The following is a 21,019-nucleotide window of genomic DNA, read 5'->3' as shown; positions in this document are numbered from 1 at the left end:
TTCCGCTGGCGCTCCTTGGCGGCAGGTGAGCTTTGTCGTTATATAGAATATATTTGAACCTTTTGAAATGTAATTGAATTTTAAAAATGTAGTTATTATCATGCGAAATAGAAAAGAAACTATTAGAAAATTTGTAAGTATGGTCAATAATGAAGAAGAGCAAGGTGGTTTCTGGTTACCAAATATTCAACGATATTTTGTTTGGAGAAAAGACCAAATAGAAAAATTATTTGATTCAATAATGAGAGAATATCCTATAGGCAACTTCCTTATATGGAAAACAAGAGAGCCTGTAAAAATGAGAAAGTTTATTGATAATTACAAAGGTGGGATAAAACTAACGGATTTTTATGTCCCCAAAAATGAAAAAATGAAGTTGCTTGTCCTAGACGGGCAGCAAAGACTACAAAGTTTGTTCATTGCACTAAAGGGTAGTTATAATGGAGAAGAATTATATTTTAATGTGTTAAGTGGGAAAGAAGAAAAAGAAGATATTAAATTTGAATTTAAATTCTTGAATCCTGCTAAAGCTGATGTAACAAAAGGATGGGTAAAAGTAAAGGATATTGTGTACGATAATAGAGAATACGATGAAATTACAGAAGAAATTGTTGAAAAAATTAATTCTATTTCTGAAGAAGAGAAAAGACTTATAAGAAAAAATATATTAAAGCTCATTAAAGAATTTAGAGATAAGGAAAATATAGCATATACAGAGTTGGACAGTGTAGATAATCCAGATATGTATACACTAAACGATGTGGTTGAAATATTTATCAGAGCAAACTCTGGAGGTACTCCTTTAAGCAAATCAGATTTAATGTTCTCTCTCCTAACAGCAAATTGGGAGGAAATAGAAGAAGATCTGACATATTTCTTAGAAGATCTCAATAGCACAGCATTTGCTTTTGAAAGGGATTTCGTTTTAAAAACGAGCCTTATTCTTATTGGTACCGGTGCAAAGTATGATGTAATGAAATTTAGAAAAGAAGAAAATTTAGAAAAGCTACAAAATAATTGGGATGAAATTAAAAAATCAATAAAAGAAATTAAAGATTTCCTCTGTAAATATACATTCATAAGAGACGATAAAGCACTTCCCAGTTACTTGGCATTAATTCCACTAATATATTTCAATTATAAATATCCAGACAAATGGAAAACAGCTAATAAAGAAGAATTAGCAAAGTGGCTCACTCGAGTTCTGTTGACTGGTACTTTTTCTGGAAGCTCTGATACATTATTAGATGCTCTCATTAAAAAAGTAGACGAGAAGGAAGATTTTGATATTGACGTTATCAACACTGAAATTATAAATAGAGGAAGAACAATAAATATATCTGAGGAATCACTTTTGGATAGTTATTATGGAGACAAAAAGCTTTATCTCATATTTGCATTATGGTATCAAGATGTCAATTTTAAGCCAGCATATGAAGGAAATCTTCCATGGGTAGATCACATTTTCCCACAATCTAAGTTAAAAGAAGTAAAAGTGGTAAATCCAGAAACAGGTCGAAAAGTTATAAAATACAAACAATGGGAGAGAGATCAAATTGCAAATTTAATGCTTCTTTCTGCGGAGGAAAACAGAGATGAAAAAAGAAATAAACCGCCAGATGAATGGCTAAAAGGTAAAGATGATAAATATTTTGAGATTCATTTGATTCCAAAAGATAAAAAACTATGGAAAATAGACAATTTTGAAGAGTTTATAGAAGCACGTAAAAAACTAATAGTTGATAAATTTAGGAAAATGAGAATAATAACTAACTAATTAAAACATATAACAAATCTCTCCAGCGGACGGCGTTACACGCCGCCGCTGAGTTTGGGGCGGTAGAAAAAGTTATGGAAAAATGAGTGGAATTACTTTTTCAGAAGTAGCTAAAAGTTATGATAAGACTTCTATCGTTCAAAAATCCGCAAGTGAGAAACTTTTTGAATTGCTCTCGATAAAACCTACAGAAGATGTTCTTGACCTTGGATGCGGGACAGGAGATCTTACTGTAAAAATAAGAAAAATAACTTCTGGAAAAGTTATAGGAATTGATGTAGAGAAAGAAATGATTGAAAAATCTCTAAATAAATACGGCAAGAAAAATATAACTTTTAAAGTAAAAAGAGCTGAAGAAATAAACTATAAAGACGAGTTTGATGTGATTTTTTGTAATTCAGCGTTTCAATGGTTTAAAAATCCTGATATTGTACTCCAGAAGTGTTATGAAGCTCTTAAAACAAAAGGGAGAATAGGAATTCAAGCTCCAGCCCGAAAGGTATATTCTCCTAATTTTATTCAAGCCATAGAAGAAGTTAAAAAACATCCAAAAACCAAAGACGTTTTTAAGTTTTTTGAAGAACCCTGGTTTTTCTTAGAAAGTGCAGAAGAATATAAAGAACTTTTTGAGAGAAATAATTTTGAAGTGCTTTATGCAGAAATAGAAGAAAAACACACTAAGCATACTCCTGAAGAAGTATATAATATATTTAATTCTGGAGCGGTCGCAGGATATTTAAATCCCAAGTATTACAAGATTCCAATAGATGAGACATATGCTAAAGCTTTCAGAGAAATAGTAAAGGAAAATTTTTATAATCAGGTTGATGAAGAAGGAAAGGTTGAGCTAGTTTTTTATCGAGTGTATCTTATAGCAAAAAAATAAAGTTCTAACACCCTCTCCAGCGGACGGCGTATCTGCCGGCCGCTGAGTTTGGGCGTTAAAAAAGTTTGAAGAATATGCTAAAATAAAAATAGCAAGAAATTTAAAATTTAAAAGAAAAAAGGAGAAACTCATCCGGGTTGTTTTAGAAGTTGAAAATAGTAAAGAAGGAAGAGCTTTAATAAATTGTTTAAAACAACTACCTTTTGTTAAAATAAGAGAATCTCAAAAATTAAAAAAAGAACACAAGTTTGAGGAAATTTTTGGTATTTGGAAAGATAGAAATATTACTAAAGAAAAATTAAGAGAGAAAGCATGGAGAATGTAAAAATTTTATGTGATGCAGATGTAATCATAGAATACTTAAAAGGCAATGAGACTCAAAAACGTTTTCGATAAATTAGAAAGGAAAAATATTGCATTAAGTGCTATTACACTAATAGAATTATATTATGGAGCACTTAATAAAAGAGAGCTGAATAAAACCAAAAGAGCATTAAGTGAGTTCAATATATTGTCTTTGAACGAAGAGATTACGGAAATAGCAATAAATTTAATTGAAACATATTCAAAAAGTCATGGGCTGAAAATACCAGATGCTTTAATTGCTTCTACCGCTATCTATTATGATCTTAGTTTATGGACTTACAATATTAAAGATTTTCGTTTTATAAAGAATTTAAGTTTATTTAAAGATAAATAATTTCAATTTCTAACAAACCTCTCCAGCGGACGGGCATACCGCTCGCCTGTGAGTTTAGGCGTTAAATTAAGATAATTAGATGATAATATGAATAAAAAAGATTTACAAATTTTAAGATTTAATTTACCAAGGTTTCCTAACGTACAGGGTAGAGAAAAATATGTCAATACAGCAGTATTAGTGCCTCTAATCTGGCAGAATAATGAATATCATTTTTTATTTCAAAAAAGAAGTATAAATATAAAACAAGGTGGAGAAATATGTTTCCCCGGAGGTAAATTTGATCAGATAAAGGATAGATCCTATCAAGATACAGCTATTAGAGAATGTATAGAAGAGTTAGGTATAGAAAAAAATAAGATTATAATTATTGGCCAACTAGATACAGTTATTGCCCCAATGGGGGTAGCTATTGATCCATTTGTAGGAATTTTAGATATTATAAATTTACAAGAGTTACATATTAATCATGCTGAAGTAGAAAGTATTTTTACATTACCAGTATCTTATTTCAAAAAGAATTCGCCTGAAATATATAAGGTCAGATTAGAAATACAACCATCATATATCAATGATAATGGAGAAGAAATAGTCCTTTTTCCTGCCAAGGAATTAGGCTTGCCAAAAAGATATTGGAAACCTTGGGGTGGTAAAAAATATAGAGTTCTGGTATATAAAACTAATGTAGGAATTATTTGGGGAGTTACAGCTGAAATAATATATGAGATAATAAATAAATATTAACAGCCCTATATAAATAGAAAAGAGATCTTTACAAAATTTGTTGAATAGTAATATTTCTCATGATAAATCTACTTAAAAACTAAAGGAGCTTCATTTATGCTCAGAGGAAATAATACAAATCTAACTATAGGCAAACATCTTATCTATCAAAACTTGCCTGATGACATCTTGGCTCGTATCAATAAACTTATCAATTGGGATCCTTTTCAACAAATCCTCGCTTCTCTTTATCTTTCTAAAGATTGAACTCCAGCTCAAAGGCAACCTCTTCTACCGTCGCTTCCTCGATCTCTCCGCCGCTGATCCTGTACCTGACCATTCTACTATCTGCCGCTTCCGCAAAGACCTATATTCTATGGAACTTTATAAAGAATGTTTTCAGGAACTAAATCGCCAGCTTTCTGAAAAGGGTTATGAGTTGAAGACAGGAAAAATCGTTGATGCTCGTATAGTTAAGGCTGCTAGAAATTCAGGAAAAGACGATCCCGATGCAGACTTCACTAAAAAGAAAAAACAATCCTTCTACGGCTACAAAGACCATATTGCTATTGACGTTAAAAATGAGTTTGTTTCAGAGTTCGTTTGCACACCAGCTAACGTGCACGATTCCCAAGTTGTTGATGAACTACTTGAAGGAGATGAGGTAAGTGTTTTTGCAGATAAAACTTATTATAAGCAAGAGTTAAGGAGGAGGTGTCGTAGGAAGGGGATATTTTGTGAAGTTTTAGCAAAGGCCAGGAGAAATAGGCCCCTTTCGGCCAGACAGAAGAAAAGAAAAAGAGATAAGCAAAAGGGATAGAAATCAGAAATTTTTGCTTTAATGGCCAAAACGGAGAATAGAAAATAAAATTAAAATATTTTTCCAAAAGTCTCATCATAAATTTCACCAGGAATTTTAAAAACTTCGTCCAAAGCTCTCGTCCTCAAAAAGTAACAAATGTGCTTGAAAATACATAGTAAAAAACTTAAGATTCAAGAAAACCGTGATGGAGGGCCGGTAATGGGATACTATGTTGGCCTTGATGTGGGCTCAGGCACTGCCAAAGTAGCGGTACTGAACGAAAAGCGAGAAATTATTTACCACGCATATGAAAAGACTCATGGGCAACCGGTAGAAACAGCGGCCAAAATTTTGGCTGATGTAGAAGACAAGTTTGGCCACGAATTAGAAGGCCTCACCTGCACAGGCACCGCCGGCAAAACCATATCTAAGATATTATCTGTAGCCTTTGTTAATGAAGTTATGGCTCATGCCCGGGCCGTAGAACACTTTCATCCCGAGGCCCGCACTATCATTGACATCGGTGGCGAAGATTCAAAGTTGGTCTTTATATCACACGAAGACGGCAAGTTTCGCATAAAGGACTTTGCTTTAAACACCCTTTGTGCCGCGGGCACCGGCGCTTTCCTTGAACAGCAGGCCGCTCGCCTTGGTTATACTATTCAGGAATTCAGCAAACTTGCCCTTAAAGCTGAAAACATTCCTCGTATTGCTGGCCGCTGCACGGTATTCGCCAAGTCTGACATGATTCACCTCCAGCAAGCCGCTGTGCCTGACCACGAAATTATTGCCGGTCTCTGTTTTGCCATCATCAGAAATCTTAAAAGTAATCTCGCCAAAGGCAAAAAGGTACTACCACCAATTGTTTTTCAGGGAGGTGTAGCTGCCAACTATGGAGTTCGCCGCGCTATAAAAGAAATATTTAATCTCAAAGAAGGCGAGCTCATCATACCCGATTATCACTTTATCATGGGGGCCATAGGGGCTTCTCTTTACGGCCTTGACGGCCGATTTACCTCGCCTTATCAAGGCTCTCAAGTTCTTAAAGAATATTTAAAAGAAAGAAAGCGCACGGTAAAAAGGCTCCCAAAACTCGGGCCTTATACCGTGCGCACTCCCAAAACGCAAACTCTATTTCCCCAGAGTCAGGGGAAACTGCGTGTTTATCTGGGCATAGATGTAGGTTCTGTAAGCACTAAGCTTGTAGCCATCAACGAGGAAGGAAAGCTTATTGCCAAAACTTATTCCCTCCATCACGGAAAGCCGCTTGAAAGTGTCAAAAAAGGCCTTATGGCCCTAAGAGAAAAACTTCCCAAAAACTTGGAGATAGAAGTCCTAGGCGTCGGCACTACCGGCTCTGGCCGTTACCTGGTGGGAGACTTTGTCGGTGCCGATGTAATTAGAAATGAAATAACTGCCCAGGCCAAAGCCGCCGCAGCCATTGACCCAAGTGTTGATACCATCATAGAAATAGGCGGGCAGGATTCAAAGTATATCCGCTTAGAAAATGGAACTATCGTTGACTTCACTATGAACAAAGCCTGTGCTGCAGGGACTGGTTCTTTTCTGGAAGAACAGGCTGTACGTCTAAATGTACCTATTGAAGAGTTTGGCGATTACGCCCTTAAATCTGAAGCACCGGTGGAGATGGGTGAGCGCTGTACTGTTTTTATGCAGTCTGACCTTTTGCATTACCAACAGCAGGGGCTCCCTAAAGAAGATCTCATCGCCGGATTATGCTACGCCATTGTCCACAACTATCTAAACAAAGTGGTAGAAAACCGCAAAATCGGAAATAAGGTATTTTACCAGGGAGCTACGGCCTTTAATAAAGGCATAGTGGCCGCTTTTGAAAAAGTCCTCGGTAAAGAAATAATTGTTCCTCCGCATAACGAAGTAACCGGGGCCATGGGAGTAGCCCTTCTTGCTTTAGAAGAATCCAAAGGGAAAAGTTCTTTCCGCGGATTTGATTTGTCCCATATCCAATATGAAATCTCTACCTTTGAATGTCAGGCCTGCCCTAATCGCTGCGAAATAAGGCAGGTTTCCATTGAAGGCAGCAAACCTTATTTTTATGGCGGGCGCTGTGAAAAATACGAGGTGGAACATCGCAAACCCCCCGCCAGTCTGCCAAACTTGGTTAACGAAAGAACAGAAAAACTTTTGAGCTATGTAGTTGATAAAGAAGATGCCCCTTTGGGAGAAATAGGGCTTCCTCGTATGCTCTTTTATTTTGAAAGACTTCCCTTTTTCGCCACTCTTCTTCAGGAGTTAGGCTTTAAAGTAGTACTTTCGGAACCTACGAATAAAAAGCTGGTAAACGAAGGCTGTGAAATAGTTGCCGCAGAGACGTGCTTTCCAGTAAAAGTAGCTCACGGCCATGTCCTTGATTTGCTAAAAAAGGGTGTAAAAAAGATTTTCGTACCTTACATAGTTGATCTACCAGCCGATCATCCAGACCTAAAAAGTGGGAAAATTTGTCCTTACGTGCAAAGTGTGGCGGCGGCCTTAGAGGCATCAATCAACCTTAAAGAATACGGAGCGAATATTCTGGCCCCGGTATTTCACTTTGGCACCGGAGGCAAAGTGCTTGAAAAACAGAAAGGTGAATTGGCCAATCTTCTTGGTGTTTCTCAAAAACAGGTAAAAGAGGCCTGGAAAAAGGCTGAAGCGGCTCAAAGAGACTTTGATAGTTGGCTTAAAAAACGCGGCGAAGAAGTTTTAGCAAACCTCGACCCAGAAGAAGTAGCCTTAGTGATTGTTGGTCGTCCTTACAATGCCTTTGATCCAGGGGCCAATCTTTCCATTCACAATAAAATTAGGAGCCTCGGTGTTTTAGGCATTCCTGTTGACATGCTCCCTCTCCACCAAATTAAAGACTTAGACGGTCTTGAAGGCATGTACTGGCGCTATGGCCAAAGGTTTCTCTTAGCAGCTCATTTTATAAGAAATCACCCAAGACTTTACCCTATCTTTTTAACTAATTTTTCTTGTGGTCCGGATTCCTTTATTATTCACTTCTTTGAAGAACTCCTTGGAGGCAAACCCTATCTTGAAATAGAGATAGACGAACACAGCGCTGATGCCGGCGTAGTTACCCGCATAGAAGCCTTCCTTGACAGTATAAGAGGAAGAAACTTGGCTCCTCAAAAGCCTGTTAAACCATATCGCAAAGCTGTAAAACCTGAGGACCAGCGTATCATTTATCTACCTTACATGTCAGATCATGTTTACGGGCTAGCTGCTGTATTTCGGGCTTGTGGAGTAGACGCACGCGTCCTTCCTGAATCAGACGAAGAGTCTTTACGCCTTGGCCGTCGTTATACTTCAGGGAAAGAGTGTTATCCAGCCGTACTTACCACGGGCGACATGTTAAAAATGCTAAAACGTCCTGACTTTGACCCTAAACGGGCGGCCTTTTTTATGCCTTCAGGTTCTGGCCCCTGCCGTTTTGGCCAGTATAACCGCCTACATCGCATGATTCTTGACCAACTCGGCTACGAAGACGTACCCATTTATTCACCTACCCAGAATTTTCAGCTCTACCAAGAGCTTGGCATGATAGGAAAAGACTTTACCAGGCTTTCCTGGAAGGCTTTAGTTTGCATAGACATTCTTGACAAATTCTTACGCGAAATAAGGCCCTACGAAATTAACGTCGGAGAAACAGAAAAAGTTTACAAGGAAAGCCTTGAGAAAATATGCCAAGCCATAGAGGAACGAAAAGACTTACTCCCGGTTATGGAAGAAATTCGTGGAGCCTTTGCCGCTATACCTACGGAAAACTTTGGAGAAAAACCTGTCGTAGGTATAGTAGGAGAAATTTATGTAAGAATGAACCGTTTTGCCAACGAAGATTTAATAAAAGTCCTCGAAGAAATGGGAGCAGAAGTATGGCTCCCCCCTGTTTCTGAGTGGTTTTATTACATCAATTACACCTCTAAAAGATGGGCCAAGAGGCTCCGCAAGTTTAAACAGCTCGTTCGTCTTATAATTGAGCATCACGTTCAGGTAAAAGACGAGCACCGCTTTGCTGCACTGGTGCAAGATATTTTGAAGACCGCCGAAGATCCACAGGTAGAAGAGATAATTAAGCTAGCCCAAAAGTACATGAATGACGAGTTTGAAGGTGAAGCTATTCTCTCGGTAGGCAAAAGCCTTGACTACTTGCGCCACGGGGTAAATGGAATTATAAACGTTATTCCATTTACCTGTATGCCAGGAACTATAGTAGCTATGGTGCTTAAAAGAGTTCGCGAAGAAAACGGCCTTATCCCCATGCTTACTGTTTCCTGTGATGGTCAACGCTCTATGGGCACCAGGATGCGGCTTGAGGCCTTTATGCATCAGGTACGCGAACACTTTGCCGAGCAGGAAGGAAGGCAAAAGGCAGCGTAGCCAATTAGTAAAAGCATGCTATATTTAGGGTCAAGGTTCTAATAGTTTTTTTAAGGAGAAAGGTAAGTTGCGTATAAAACACTGGATGATAAAAGATGTAATTACTATCTCACCAGAGGCCACTGTAGAAGAAGCTCTCCAGTTAATGAAAAAACACTCTATCAGGCATCTGCCAGTGGTTGATGGAGAAGATCTGGTGGGTCTAGTAACAGAAAGCAGTATTCGTCAATACACCCTTCCTTCTATAAAAGATTCCCTCCCCATAAAAGAGGTAATGATATTAAACCCCATTACCGTTGACGCTGAAGCCACCATTGACGAAGCGGCACGCCTTATCCACCGCCACAAAATAGGTGGGCTTCCGGTTATCCAAGCCGGAAAACTGGTCGGCATTATTACTGTTACCGATCTTCTTGAGGCCTTTATAGAACTGATGGGCATTTTGCGCTCAAGCTCTCGCATTGATGTTATCCCCGCGAAAAATAAAAGTTTTGAAGAAGTTCTTGACATCATAAAAACTCACGGTGGACATGTAATTTCCGTAGGTATGGATATACATCCCAGCGGGGAAAAAATTTATTATGTAAGGCTTGAGAAATGTCCGCTTGACCCTATTGCCGCAGCCCTCGAAATAGCAGGTCATCAAGTAGTATCTCTAGTAGAATAGGAGAGACTATGGGATACAAAATCAAAAAAACCATAGATGAAATCAACGAAAAGATAAAAAAAGGCGAAGCGGTAGTTGTAACTGCCGAAGAAATGGTAAAGATAGTCAAAGAAAACGGGCCTGAAGAAGCTGCTGCTCAGGTAGATGTAGTTACTACTGGCACTTTTGCCCCCATGTGTTCCTCTGGCGCATTTATCAACTTTGGCCATTCAAAACCAGCCATTAAGGCCTATAGAGTTTGGCTAAATGGCGTGCCTGCTTACGCTGGCATTGCCGCGGTTGACATTTATATTGGAGCAACAGAGCCATGTGAAGATGACCCTCTCAACAAAGTTTATCCTGGTGAATTTCGTTACGGCGGAGGCCATGTCATTCAAGACTTGGTAGCCGGAAAAACTGTTTATCTTAAAGCCACATCTTATGGCACCCATTGTTATCCCCGTAAATACCTCGAAAAAGAAATAACTCTTAAAGATATTCCTTATGCCCTTTTATTTAACCCACGTAATGCTTACCAAAATTATAACTGCGCCATAAATCTTTCGGATAAAACCATCTACACCTACATGGGCATTTTGCGCCCCAGAGCTCAAAACGCTAATTACGCTACTTCTGGAGAACTTTCACCACTTTTTAAAGATCCGTATCTTCGTACCATAGGAGTAGGAACCCGAATTTTCTTAGGAGGTGGAATAGGTTACGTAGCCTGGGCAGGGACCCAGTGCAACTTCAAAGTGCCTCGCACAGAAAAAGGCGCTCCGCTCACCCCTGCGGCCACTCTCATGGTCTATGGAGACATGAAACAAATGAGTGCTGAATGGCTAGTGGGTGTTAGCATTTTGGGTTATGGATGCTCTCTGGCGGTAGGCCTAGGTGTGCCCATACCTATTCTTAACGAAGAAATAGCAGCCTTTGCCGGGCTTTCTGATGAGGAACTTTTCACCCAAGTGGTGGATTACGCTCACGATTATCCCAATGGCATCAAGCGTTCTTACGGCACTGTGAGCTATGCCGAACTCAAAAGCGGTACTATAAGGGTTTTAGATAAAGAAATTCCTACCGTACCTCTTTCGAGCATAGTTAAAGCTAGAAAAATCGCCGAAACCCTGAAGAATTGGATAAAAGAAGGCAAATTCCTGCTTAGCGAACCCCAGGCTCCATTCCCTGGCACCGAACTTTATCCATTCCGTTAGTGGAAAAGATAGCGCAAAAGCTAAAGTGCCTTGAAGACATTTTTAAAAACCTGGGGGGGCTTGCGATAGCCCTCTCAGGGGGCCTTGATAGCAGCGTCCTTCTTTTTTTAGCGGCTAACTTTTTAGGCCGTAAAAAGGTTTTAGCTTACACCATAACCTCGCCTATTATTAATCCAGAAGATTTATACCACGCCAGGCTGGTGGCTTCACACTTAGGAATAAAACATGAATTTATCGCTTTTGATCACCTAAGCCTTAAAGCCTTCCAGCAAAACCCTAAAAACCGCTGCTACTTTTGTAAAAAAGAAATGTTTAAAGCCTTAATCACTAAAAGCCCGTATCCCGTGGCTGATGGCACTCAGCTAGACGATTTAAACGATTATAGGCCCGGGCTTAAGGCTATCAGCGAACTGAAAATTTTATCTCCTTTAAAAGAAGCTGGCTTCCCAAAAGAGGAAATTCGTTTATTGGCGAAGAAATTTAGACTACCAAATTATAAACGAGAAGCCTCCCCTTGTTTGGCCACCAGATTCCTTACAGGAGAACCAATAACCCGGGATAGCCTTTTAATGATACAGAAGGCCGAAAATTATCTTAAGGGACTAGGACTTTCTTTGGTGAGAGTACGAAAGAAGGCCAACTTGGCGATAATAGAAGTTACATTAAGCGAACAAGAAAAAGTTCTTGGAAATCAAAGGTCTATCGTTAGTTTCTTTAAAAAGCTAGGATTCAAAAAGATTCTTTATAATCTGGAAGGCTATTAAAAACAGACAAAATTTTTGCCCCAATCAACCGTTTCAGTTTAAAATGCCATTATGCAGACGCTTGAACTTCCCGTTATTCGTGTGTGGCTAGAGTTTGAAGCCGAAGAACCAGAGAGTCTTCCTCGTTATCTCTTTTCGCCCCTTCGCGGGGTCTTAGGCGCCCAGCTAAAAAGGCTCTCTTGCGTGGCAAGAAAGTTTAGCACCTGTCGGGAGTGTCCGCTTAATCAACATTGCGCTTACGGTTACATCTTTGAAACGCCAAGGCCAGAGGGAGCTGAGCGCCTGCGTCTATATCCGTATCTCCCTCATCCTTTTACCATAAGCCTGCCCTACCCTACCCCCAGGGAAAACCCCTTCTTTTTGGGCCTTACCCTTGTGGGCAGGGCTATACAATACTTTCCGCATCTGGTGCTGGCTTTAAGTGCGGCCGGGGAGAAAGGCCTTGGCCGAGAAAGAGTGCCCTTAAGGCTCAAAGCCATAAAAGACCACCAAAATGACGAACTCTACCAGGCCGGAAAACTAAAACCGCCAAGTTTATTGAGTGAATTTTTGCCTTACGAAACCGAGAAGCTAAGCCTTTTGTTTGAAACACCGGTAACCTTGCGGTTTGAGGGAAAGCTGGTAAAGCCCGAGCAGTTTGAATTTCACGTCTTTATTAGAAATCTTTTGCGACGGCTCTCAGCCCTTTCTTTTTTCCATGCCGAAAAAGAGCTTGCCCTTGACTTCAAAGGCCTGATTGAAGCCGCCAAGCAAATAAAAACTACAGCCAAAAACCTTAAATCCGTTGAAATTACACGCTACTCAGCCAGGACTAAACAAAAAATGCCCCTGCGGGGCCTGATAGGCCGGGTATCTTTTGAAGGTAATCTCACTCCATTTACTCCACTTTTAAGAGCAGGCGAGCTCGTCCACGTGGGCAAAAACACAAGCTTCGGCTTCGGCCACTATAAAATCACATCTTCTTCAAACTCTTCAGGAAGTTCGCCCCAGCCGTAGGAAAAGGCCCTTTCACGGCAGGTCTTACAGAGGCGGTAAATACGCACCCGGTCTTCTCGGGGCTTAAAAAGCTTTTTAAGGCCAGCTTTCATGTTTTCGTAAGCTTCTGGTGTAAGCCAGCACTCAAATACGCTTTTTTGTTTCCATTCGCCAAAGTCTTTCATGAATTTGTGTATTTCGCGCAGGCGCTTTTCGTCAGATATATCATAAGAAACTATGTAAAACTGCCTCTTGGCCATGGGCTCATTCTAATGAGAAAGCCTGGTATTTTTCTTCTCGGCCATCAAGCACCCGGGCCAGATGCCACACCTGCTGTTGCATGATGTAGCGATAGCTTAGACGCTTGTTAAGCGGAGCATACAAGGCCTCTTCGTCCAAACGCTCGCGAAATTTGGCGAGAAACTTTCGCAGGCCGTCAGGCGTAAGCTTAAAAGAAGTAAAGTCTTCCTCATCATCCCAGGGCTCTTCGGTAAAGTCCTCAGGCTTTACGGCCTTCCAGTTAAAAAGCCTCACTACTAGAGAATCCACTATTAGAGGGCGCCACTCCTCAGCGAGGTCTAAAACCAATGAAGGACGGCCGTACTCAGGCACGTGCAAAAAACCAAGATAAGGGTCAAAGCCGGTACTTTCAGCAACGCTCCATATCTGGGCAAAAAGAAGGGTGTAGCCTAAAGAAAGCAGAGCATTTATCGGGTCAGGCGGCGGCCTTCTAATGCGGCCCGGAAACTTTAACCCCTCTACCTGAAAAAGCTTACCAAAAACATCAAAATAGACCTGGGCGGCCTGACCTTCTATCCCCCTTAAAGATTCCAGGCTCTGGGCATCTTCGGCCTCTTTAATTTTGTGACGCAATTTTAAGATAGCCTGGCCTATTTTTTCGTTTTTCAATTTACGGTTCTGGCGGCGCAAGAAGTTTTTCTGGTTTCTGATTTTCCCGGCAATAACGGCTCTTGCTATCTCAAGACGGCGTTTTTCGTTATCAAAGGCCCTGAATTGAGCAAGCCTTAGCTCTACGTTTTTGCCGCGAGGTGGAGCCAGGCGCCCCAGATATTTACCTGAAGCGGTAAGAAAGTGCACTTTTATTTCGTGTTTAAGAAGGGCCTGAAGGGCTGCTGCCGAAAAGTTCAATCGCCCGAAGACATAGATTTCGTCAAGATCATCAAGCCTAAACTCACGAACAACGTTTTTCTCTTTGTAAAATTGAAGGCGCTGGCCCTCCTTCCTGACTTTTAAACCTTGCTCGGTAATGTATAAGGCCATTAGTTCTGCTCCACTTTGAGCTTTCCGTCTTCGTAAGTAAGAAAGGCGTTTTCAGAGAGTTTTATCTTTTTGCCTGGCCTGGCCCTCAGATACTCAGTAAGTTCCCGTTCAGCTCTGGCTATTTTGCGTTCAAGCCTTTCTTTTTCGTTGAGATAAAAGCAGTAGCGCCGAGCAAGCTCTTTAGGAGTCCTGTACTCAAGGGTAAGAGTCTCTTCCTCAGGTGGCACCAGAATGGGTGAAACGTGAAGCAAAGGAGAGGGGTATCTTTCTTGCGCATTTTCAAATACACAGTGGCACGGCAAAGAGGCCGCAAGCGCAGGAAACCAGGCTCTAAGTTTGTAACAGCTAACGGGGTTTTTAGGCAGGCCTCGGCGCTGGCGTTCTATTTTTGCAAAGCGATAATCAGGGCACGGATAAAGCACTTCGTGAAGCAAGCGGCCGTCCTGGTCAAGCAAGCCAATGGTGAGGAAAAGGGCCAGTTTTTCCTCGCGCGAAAGTAGCCTTCCGGCCTGGGCCTTCTGCACCAAAGCCTTGATTAAGGCACAGCTTTCACATAATCGAGAAAGCAATTCATCAAATAACCTTGCCGTGCGCACTTCAAAGCGCAGTTCCCCACCACGGCAGAATGTTTTTATTTCAGAAAAGGTTAAATGGCGTAATTTTTTGAAAAAGGTGAGTTGCTCAGGTTGCGGTTCTCCGTATTCGTCCATAAACATGGCCCGTGTTCTGTTAACAGGGTTAAGCCCTAAAGGCAAAAATACCGCCTGCTCCCGCCAGCCAAGGCCAACCGGCCTGGTAAGATTCCAATCCCGATAAATAATTCCCTCTTCGGGATAGGGTAGTTTGTTTGTCAAAGCCTTCAAAAACCTTTTGGCCCAGAGAAAATGAATAGGCTCAGCAAAAAAGAACCACAGCCTGAAATAATAAGGAGACACGGCCTCAAGGGCAGCGGGCAGGTTTTCCTGGTTAACTCTTTTGTAGGCTGAAAGGGCTATATCCTTAACTATCTGAGATTTCAGATAAAGCCAGCTTTTTAGTCGCGCATGACGGGCCCGTTCCCGTTCAGGAATCTGAATAGAGATAAAAGCCACCCTGGTGCGTTTATCTTCGTCAATGGGATAAACGGCAAAATAGCGTTTGCCTTCAAGGTGTTCTTTAAGTTCGTCTAAATTAAGCGCGGCCTCACGATAAAGAAACATGGGAGAGCCGGTATTCTGGCTCAAAATCAGCTCTCCGTGGGCCCTGCGACCTTCAAGAAAAATATCAAAAGGCTCAAGGTCTTTCTTTCCTAAAGACGGCGGAAAATAACGCGGGCCATGGGGCTTTTCGTCTTTTTCCTGAGTTATAACGGCATACGAACCAACTTCACCAAGTTCCTGATAAATCCTGGCCAGAAGTTCGCGGGCAGAGGAATTATCAGGCTCTTTTTGTAAGAAACGTCTGGTCAATCTCTTGGCGGCGTCAAGGTCTCCGAGTTCATAACAGAGCTTGGCCAGCGCCCAGATGGCCTGGGGATAGTCTCTGGAAACCTCCAGTGCTTTTCGGTAGCATTCCATGGCCTGTTTGGGAAGAGCCAGGTCTTCGCAAAGGGCACCCCAGCGCAAGTATTCAGAAGCCCTCTGGCCTGGCCACAGACGATAGCGCAGAACCAAGTTTCTGGCTTTTTCCTCTTCACCGCGAGCCAGCAATTCTTCAGCCGTAAAAAGATGATTCAAAGTATTTCAAACTCCTTACGACGCAAGAATTTTTTGTCTCGCCCCAGGTGTTCAATATGTTTTTCACAGCGCTCACATATGGGGTAGTAGCGTACACTGTCTTCAAGGGGATCAAGTATTGGCTCCACCGAGCGGCGCAAAGCCTCTAGCTGAACCGGTGTTAGATGGCATTCAAACACGCTATAAAGCACCCGCTCGCCAAAGTCTTCCATAATTCTGGCCACCTTGCGCAGGCGCTTGTCATCGGCAATGTCGTAGGAGACGAGATAGTGAGTGGCCTTCAAGGCTTACCCCCATCCCTTTTTTAGAATTTTTAGCCTAATTTTTGGAGAAAAGGCAAGAATTTTTTGGGGAATGGCAAATGGGAAATGGCGAGTAGTGAATGGTAAAAAACCTGTCACTGCTAGGGGAAAGAAGCAATCTCGTCAGTCCTAGTGGCCCCGTTTGGATAACGACGAAATTACTTCAAGCAAACGTTTCGCTTGAAAATTGACAACATGTTTTGCTAATTTTCAAGCCATGTACAAAAAACGCCTTCTAACCGAACGAATAAAAAGGGCTTTGAGTTTCTTTCCTGTGGTAGCCATTGTAGGGGCCCGTCAAACGGGGAAAACCACTTTGGTCAAACACGAATTTCCGAAAAGAAAATACTTTTCTCTGGACTCCCCCGAAGTGAGAGCCTTACTTGAAAGCGACCCACACGGCTTTATTTCCGCCCAGGAAGATCCTCTAACTCTTGACGAAGTCCAGAAAGTGCCTGCCATATTTGAGAGTTTGAAATCTCTGGTTGATGAACAGCGCGAGCCTGGCCGTTTTCTACTAACCAGTTCAGCCAATTTTTTGTTGCTCAAAAAGGTTTCAGAAACCCTGGCCGGAAGAATAGCTATTTTTGAGCTACCGGGCTTTGCCGTCACCGAAGCCGGAAATTATCCTCCTCCTGAGTTTTTAAAACAGTGCTTAAGAGAAAATTCGCTTCCCAGTGCTCCGGAAAAGGCTTACGCTAAGCCAAAGCTGGAAACTCTAATCTGTCGCGGGAGTCTTCCGCCCGCAGTTTTGGCCCCTGATGATGATTTACGCCGTCTATGGTTTGAAAACTACATAGCCACCTACCTTGAAAGAGACTTAAGGGAACTTTCTCAGGTTGCCTCTCTGGGAGATTTTCGTCGGCTCATGGGGCTTGCTGCTTTGAGAACAGCCCAAGTACTCAACGTTTCCGAACTGGCAAGAGATGCAGGGCTTGCTGTTTCCACTACCAGAAACTACCTCCAGTTACTTGAAATTTCCTTTCAAATAAGGCGTCTGCCGCCTTATTTTGCCCATCTGGGAAAGCGTTTAACCAAAGCTCCTAAGCTCCTCTTTCGGGACACAGGGCTTGCTTTAACTCTTATGGCCATAGCCACAAAGGATAACGAGCTTGCAACTCACCCCTGTTATCCTGCTTTAGTAGAAACTTTTTTAGTGGAAGAAATAGCTAAACTCCTGGCCTATTTTGAACCTCAAGCTCGTCTTTTTTATTACCGAACTCACGCTGGCGCAGAAGTTGACCTGGTAATTGAAATTGGCGAGAAACTAATCCCTATCGAGATAAAAGCTTCAGCCACGGTTTCCCTTAAAAAAATGGCCGGTTTAAAACAGTTTTTAAAAGACTTTAAGGAAAAAGCCCCTTTTGGCCTGGTTGTTTATCAGGGTAAAGAATTCGTCAAAATAGCTCCGAATATAGCGCTGGTGCCCTGGAAATATATAATCTGAATTTTTGCAGCCCTCTGCTATCAGCCATCTATCATTCTGGCAATGCGAGCTAAGCCAAGCAGTCTCTGCCATCTGCCATCAGCCATCTGCCAGCAACCATCCTGTCACTGCGAGCGAAGCGAAGCAGTCTCTCACCATCAGCCATCTACCATACTGCCGGCCCGTCAATTCGGAAGGGACAGGCCAGGGGGCCTGTCCCTTTGCCTTCTTAATCAGGCAAGGCATTGCTTCGCGGTGAATAGTGAATAGGGGATGGTAAAAAAACTGAAAAAACTGTGAGTGTGAACAAAGTAGGGGCGTAGGCTTTTACCATCAGCAATCTGGCATCAACCATTCTGTCACTGCGAGCAAAGCGAAGCAGTCTATCTCCATCAGCCATCTACCATACTGCCGGCCCGTCAATTTGGAAGGGACAGGCCAGGGGGCCTGTCCCTTTGCCTTCTTAATCAGGCAAGGTTTTCTCACCCTCTGGAAACTTCCGGGAATAAATCAAAAATAAAAGGAGGTGTCGTAATGCCTTCTTAATCAGGCAAGGTTTTCTCACAAGATTGCCACCGATGAATTTGTTTTGGTTGTGTCGGCATGTCGTAATGCCTTCTTAATCAGGCAAGGTTTTCTCACGAGTTAATTTATTTATAAATAAACAATATGGTGTTTTGTCGTAATGCCTTCTTAATCAGGCAAGGTTTTCTCACTCCAGGACGACACCGTCCTGGCTGGACAGGACAATATCTCTGTCGTAATGCCTTCTTAATCAGGCAAGGTTTTCTCACGGTTTGTTGGAAAGCATAAGCTTTCCATGAGAGACGAAGTCGGTCGTAATGCCTTCTTAATCAGGCAAGGTTTTCTCACATGCATACGAAGAATAGAAAGGCCCTTGGGCTAGCCTTGGGTCGTAATGCCTTCTTAATCAGGCAAGGTTTTCTCACTGATAGACAAGATAGACAAAGAAGTTGTGGACATAACTGGGTCGTAATGCCTTCTTAATCAGGCAAGGTTTTCTCACGTTTGACCAGGACGGCGGAGTCCTGGTCGTTGAGGGTAATTAGTCGTAATGCCTTCTTAATCAGGCAAGGTTTTCTCACGATGCTCTCCCGCCAAGAAATAATAGATTGGCTCATTGAGTCGTAATGCCTTCTTAATCAGGCAAGGTTTTCTCACGTTATTGAGGAAGACTTAAGTATTTCGTGTTCCCTTGGACCAAGTCGTAATGCCTTCTTAATCAGGCAAGGTTTTCTCACCGAACACCTTAACGGCATTACGTTGCAGGAGCGAGAAGAGAGAGTCGTAATGCCTTCTTAATCAGGCAAGGTTTTCTCACCACGGTTGGGAATCAGCCGTCCTATGGACCTGCGACAACTGTCGTAATGCCTTCTTAATCAGGCAAGGTTTTCTCACAGGGCTCAGAATGGCTCGTTTTTTACCACCCTGCAACGCAGTCGTAATGCCTTCTTAATCAGGCAAGGTTTTCTCACGAGAAGCCTGCAGGAGTCGAATGTCCTTGGGAAGAAGAAGTGGTCGTAATGCCTTCTTAATCAGGCAAGGTTTTCTCACTGTTTTAAACTTTTTTACAGTTTTTCTATAGAAGATGACCTGTCGTAATGCCTTCTTAATCAGGCAAGGTTTTCTCACCATAGAGCTGAAGCAGCTCTATGGCGAGTTTGAAGAGTATAGTCGTAATGCCTTCTTAATCAGGCAAGGTTTTCTCACGTCCTGGCTGGGCAAAGTAATATTTCGAGTAAATCACCATGCTACGTCGTAATGCCTTCTTAATCAGGCAAGGTTTTCTCACCAGCAGTTAGGTTAGAAGACAATGTGGAATACACAGTTGTCGTAATGCCTTCTTAATCAGGCAAGGTTTTCTCACAAAAAGAGTATTTGGCAAAAGTTAAATTGGCTGATAGTGTCGTAATGCCTTCTTAATCAGGCAAGGTTTTCTCACGTATTGAGAGGCTAAGGAACAGTACAGTTGTGTTGTGGTTTGTCGTAATGCCTTCTTAATCAGGCAAGGTTTTCTCACAGCTTACTGGCCACAGCAACTGGACTCTTACCTATTGCCAGTCGTAATGCCTTCTTAATCAGGCAAGGTTTTCTCACCCAGACCTATGTGGCTGGAATGAATGATGGTCTTGTGTGGTCGTAATGCCTTCTTAATCAGGCAAGGTTTTCTCACAGGGAATACATAGTGAAGTGTTATTTATCTGATGTTGAGTCGTAATGCCTTCTTAATCAGGCAAGGTTTTCTCACGGTCCTGAGGTTTCCTGACAAGGCCTGGAGGCCTGCTAAGGGTCGTAATGCCTTCTTAATCAGGCAAGGTTTTCTCACATCTCCGCCAAACGGCGTATTTTGAGAGCCAGCTTGTCTGGTCGTAATGCCTTCTTAATCAGGCAAGGTTTTCTCACACAGGGCCGAGGATTTTCAAAGGGCCTCTCTTTGTGAGACGTCGTAATGCCTTCTTAATCAGGCAAGGTTTTCTCACGTGGTTTGATGTATCCGGGACGACCGTAAAGGTCGTCTCGTCGTAATGCCTTCTTAATCAGGCAAGGTTTTCTCACGCTTTTTTTGTTTCTTGTTCTTACCGAAGGCCTCAGGACTGTCGTAATGCCTTCTTAATCAGGCAAGGTTTTCTCACCTAGTGTCATTAATAAGGTATTAGAAAACAATGGTTATAGTCGTAATGCCTTCTTAATCAGGCAAGGTTTTCTCACAGGAAAAAATGAAAAAAATAGTATTAATAGTAATCAACGTCGTAATGCCTTCTTAATCAGGCAAGGTTTTCTCACACCTTTCTTTTAGTTATGCATGCCCCGAGTGTCTCCAAGTCGTAATGCCTTCTTAATCAGGCAAGGTTTTCTCACCTTACAATGTAGCGTAAGGACAAGGAAAGAAGGGAGAGCGGGGGTCGTAATGCCTTCTTAATCAGGCAAGGTTTTCTCACGAAATGGAAAGGCAGAGCTTCAATTTTATTTTATAGAGTCGTAATGCCTTCTTAATCAGGCAAGGTTTTCTCACTAGTAAGTTAAGCAAAAAAAGGGGAGCAGCGCTATGGAAAAAGTCGTAATGCCTTCTTAATCAGGCAAGGTTTTCTCACAAGTAAAATAAGAAAAGGGAGGTAAAGAGAGATGGAAAAGAAGTCGTAATGCCTTCTTAATCAGGCAAGGTTTTCTCACGAGAAAAAATAAAAGAAGCAACAGCTTCCTTTCTTAAGAGTCGTAATGCCTTCTTAATCAGGCAAGGTTTTCTCACAACGGGGCCGAGGATTTTCAAAGGACCTCTCTTTGTGAGTCCGTCGTAATGCCTTCTTAATCAGGCAAGGTTTTCTCACAGTAAAATAAGAAAAGGGAGGTAAAGAAATGGAAGTAATGTCGTAATGCCTTCTTAATCAGGC

The 21,019-nt window shown here is 41.9% G+C and carries 14 protein-coding genes, 1 pseudogene and 1 CRISPR repeat array (1 of these 16 only partly in view); of the genes and pseudogenes, 11 read left to right on the top strand and 4 right to left on the bottom strand.

The genetic code is table 11. The annotated features are described in order from the left end of the window. Nucleotides 1–100 precede the first annotated feature (100 nt). The 10 genes and pseudogenes from THEIN_RS06925 (at nt 101) to cas6 (ending at nt 12,906) form a co-directional block, all read left to right on the top strand. Nucleotides 101–1,777, top strand: a complete 1,677-nt coding sequence (locus tag THEIN_RS06925) for a DUF262 domain-containing protein (protein ID WP_013907971.1) — start codon at nt 101–103, stop codon at nt 1,775–1,777. Nucleotides 1,778–1,859: 82 nt separating this feature from the next. Beyond that, a complete protein-coding gene (locus tag THEIN_RS06920) occupies nt 1,860–2,663 on the top strand; it encodes a class I SAM-dependent methyltransferase (RefSeq protein ID WP_013907970.1) in 804 nt (267 codons plus the stop codon). A gap of 370 nt (nt 2,664–3,033) precedes the next feature. After that, complete coding sequence (locus THEIN_RS06915) at nt 3,034–3,363, top strand: type II toxin-antitoxin system VapC family toxin (protein WP_013907968.1); 330 nt, start codon at nt 3,034–3,036, stop codon at nt 3,361–3,363. A gap of 87 nt (nt 3,364–3,450) precedes the next feature. After that, the gene (locus tag THEIN_RS06910) at nt 3,451–4,107 is read left to right on the top strand and encodes an NUDIX hydrolase (protein WP_013907967.1); all 657 of its coding nucleotides are present in this window, start codon (nt 3,451–3,453) and stop codon (nt 4,105–4,107) included. Nucleotides 4,108–4,203: 96 nt separating this feature from the next. Next, nucleotides 4,204–4,888: pseudogene (locus tag THEIN_RS12000) on the top strand (IS5 family transposase); the annotation flags it as partial. A gap of 219 nt (nt 4,889–5,107) precedes the next feature. After that, on the top strand, nt 5,108–9,286 hold the full coding sequence (locus THEIN_RS06900; RefSeq protein WP_013907966.1) for an acyl-CoA dehydratase activase: 4,179 nt from the start codon (nt 5,108–5,110) through the stop codon (nt 9,284–9,286). Between the two features lie 67 nt (nt 9,287–9,353). Further along, nucleotides 9,354–9,953 (top strand): CBS domain-containing protein, encoded by a 600-nt coding sequence (locus THEIN_RS06895; protein WP_013907965.1) that lies wholly within the window; start codon nt 9,354–9,356, stop codon nt 9,951–9,953. 8 nt (nt 9,954–9,961) lie between these two features. After that, entirely contained in the window at nt 9,962–11,146 is a 1,185-nt protein-coding gene (locus THEIN_RS06890) for a homocysteine biosynthesis protein (RefSeq protein WP_013907964.1), read from the top strand. After that, nucleotides 11,146–11,910 carry an ATP-dependent sacrificial sulfur transferase LarE gene (gene larE, locus THEIN_RS06885; protein ID WP_013907963.1) on the top strand — a complete coding sequence of 255 codons (765 nt, stop codon included), beginning with the start codon at nt 11,146–11,148 and terminating at the stop codon, nt 11,908–11,910. Before THEIN_RS06890 ends, larE begins: the two co-directional genes overlap by 1 nt. A 51-nt stretch (nt 11,911–11,961) precedes the next feature. Next, a complete protein-coding gene (cas6, locus tag THEIN_RS06880) occupies nt 11,962–12,906 on the top strand; it encodes a CRISPR system precrRNA processing endoribonuclease RAMP protein Cas6 (RefSeq protein WP_013907962.1) in 945 nt (314 codons plus the stop codon). Here cas6 and cas2 (THEIN_RS06875) read toward each other — a convergent pair. Genes cas2 (THEIN_RS06875) through cas2 (THEIN_RS06860) form a run of 4 tightly spaced genes read right to left on the bottom strand, consistent with a single transcriptional unit; the run spans nt 12,855 to nt 16,165 of the window. Continuing rightward, nucleotides 12,855–13,145, bottom strand: a complete 291-nt coding sequence (gene cas2, locus THEIN_RS06875) for a CRISPR-associated endonuclease Cas2 (protein WP_013907961.1) — start codon at nt 13,143–13,145, stop codon at nt 12,855–12,857. The genes cas6 and cas2 (THEIN_RS06875) overlap by 52 nt on opposite strands. A 4-nt stretch (nt 13,146–13,149) precedes the next feature. Continuing rightward, nucleotides 13,150–14,166, bottom strand: coding sequence for a CRISPR-associated endonuclease Cas1 (gene cas1 / locus THEIN_RS06870; protein ID WP_013907960.1), 1,017 nt, complete (start codon nt 14,164–14,166; stop codon nt 13,150–13,152). Next, a complete protein-coding gene (locus THEIN_RS06865; RefSeq protein ID WP_013907959.1) occupies nt 14,166–15,881 on the bottom strand; it encodes a CRISPR-associated primase-polymerase type A1 in 1,716 nt (571 codons plus the stop codon). The genes cas1 and THEIN_RS06865 overlap by 1 nt, the downstream gene beginning before the upstream one ends. Continuing rightward, the gene (gene cas2, locus THEIN_RS06860) at nt 15,878–16,165 is read right to left on the bottom strand and encodes a CRISPR-associated endonuclease Cas2 (RefSeq protein ID WP_013907958.1); all 288 of its coding nucleotides are present in this window, start codon (nt 16,163–16,165) and stop codon (nt 15,878–15,880) included. The genes THEIN_RS06865 and cas2 (THEIN_RS06860) overlap by 4 nt, the downstream gene beginning before the upstream one ends. A 235-nt stretch (nt 16,166–16,400) precedes the next feature. On the opposite strand from cas2 (THEIN_RS06860), the gene THEIN_RS06855 reads away from it, so the two are divergent. Beyond that, complete coding sequence (locus THEIN_RS06855; RefSeq protein ID WP_013907957.1) at nt 16,401–17,630, top strand: ATP-binding protein; 1,230 nt, start codon at nt 16,401–16,403, stop codon at nt 17,628–17,630. Between the two features lie 428 nt (nt 17,631–18,058). After that, nucleotides 18,059–21,019: direct repeats of the CRISPR family, unit length 37 nt; unit sequence GTCGTAATGCCTTCTTAATCAGGCAAGGTTTTCTCAC; it runs 712 nt beyond the window's last position.

The organism is Thermodesulfatator indicus DSM 15286, from assembly GCF_000217795.1.
Classification (GTDB): domain Bacteria; phylum Desulfobacterota; class Thermodesulfobacteria; order Thermodesulfobacteriales; family Thermodesulfatatoraceae; genus Thermodesulfatator; species Thermodesulfatator indicus.
The sequence above is the reverse complement of the archived record's forward strand: the minus strand, read 5'-3'. Positions and strand labels throughout refer to the sequence as shown.

What these genes read in the sequence shown, in the direction of transcription:
- THEIN_RS06920 (WP_013907970.1), top strand. Translation starts at nt 1,860, where the DNA reads ATGAGTGGAATTACTTTTTCAGAAGTAGCTAAAAGTTATGATAAGACT.
- cas6 (WP_013907962.1), top strand. Translation starts at nt 11,962, where the DNA reads ATGCAGACGCTTGAACTTCCCGTTATTCGTGTGTGGCTAGAGTTTGAA.
- THEIN_RS06925 (WP_013907971.1), top strand. Translation starts at nt 101, where the DNA reads ATGCGAAATAGAAAAGAAACTATTAGAAAATTTGTAAGTATGGTCAAT.
- THEIN_RS06915 (WP_013907968.1), top strand. Translation starts at nt 3,034, where the DNA reads ATGAGACTCAAAAACGTTTTCGATAAATTAGAAAGGAAAAATATTGCA.
- THEIN_RS06855 (WP_013907957.1), top strand. Translation starts at nt 16,401, where the DNA reads ATGTACAAAAAACGCCTTCTAACCGAACGAATAAAAAGGGCTTTGAGT.
- THEIN_RS06890 (WP_013907964.1), top strand. Translation starts at nt 9,962, where the DNA reads ATGGGATACAAAATCAAAAAAACCATAGATGAAATCAACGAAAAGATA.
- THEIN_RS06910 (WP_013907967.1), top strand. Translation starts at nt 3,451, where the DNA reads ATGAATAAAAAAGATTTACAAATTTTAAGATTTAATTTACCAAGGTTT.
- cas1 (WP_013907960.1), bottom strand. Translation starts at nt 14,166, where the DNA reads ATGGCCTTATACATTACCGAGCAAGGTTTAAAAGTCAGGAAGGAGGGC.
- cas2 (WP_013907961.1), bottom strand. Translation starts at nt 13,145, where the DNA reads ATGGCCAAGAGGCAGTTTTACATAGTTTCTTATGATATATCTGACGAA.
- THEIN_RS06900 (WP_013907966.1), top strand. Translation starts at nt 5,108, where the DNA reads ATGGGATACTATGTTGGCCTTGATGTGGGCTCAGGCACTGCCAAAGTA.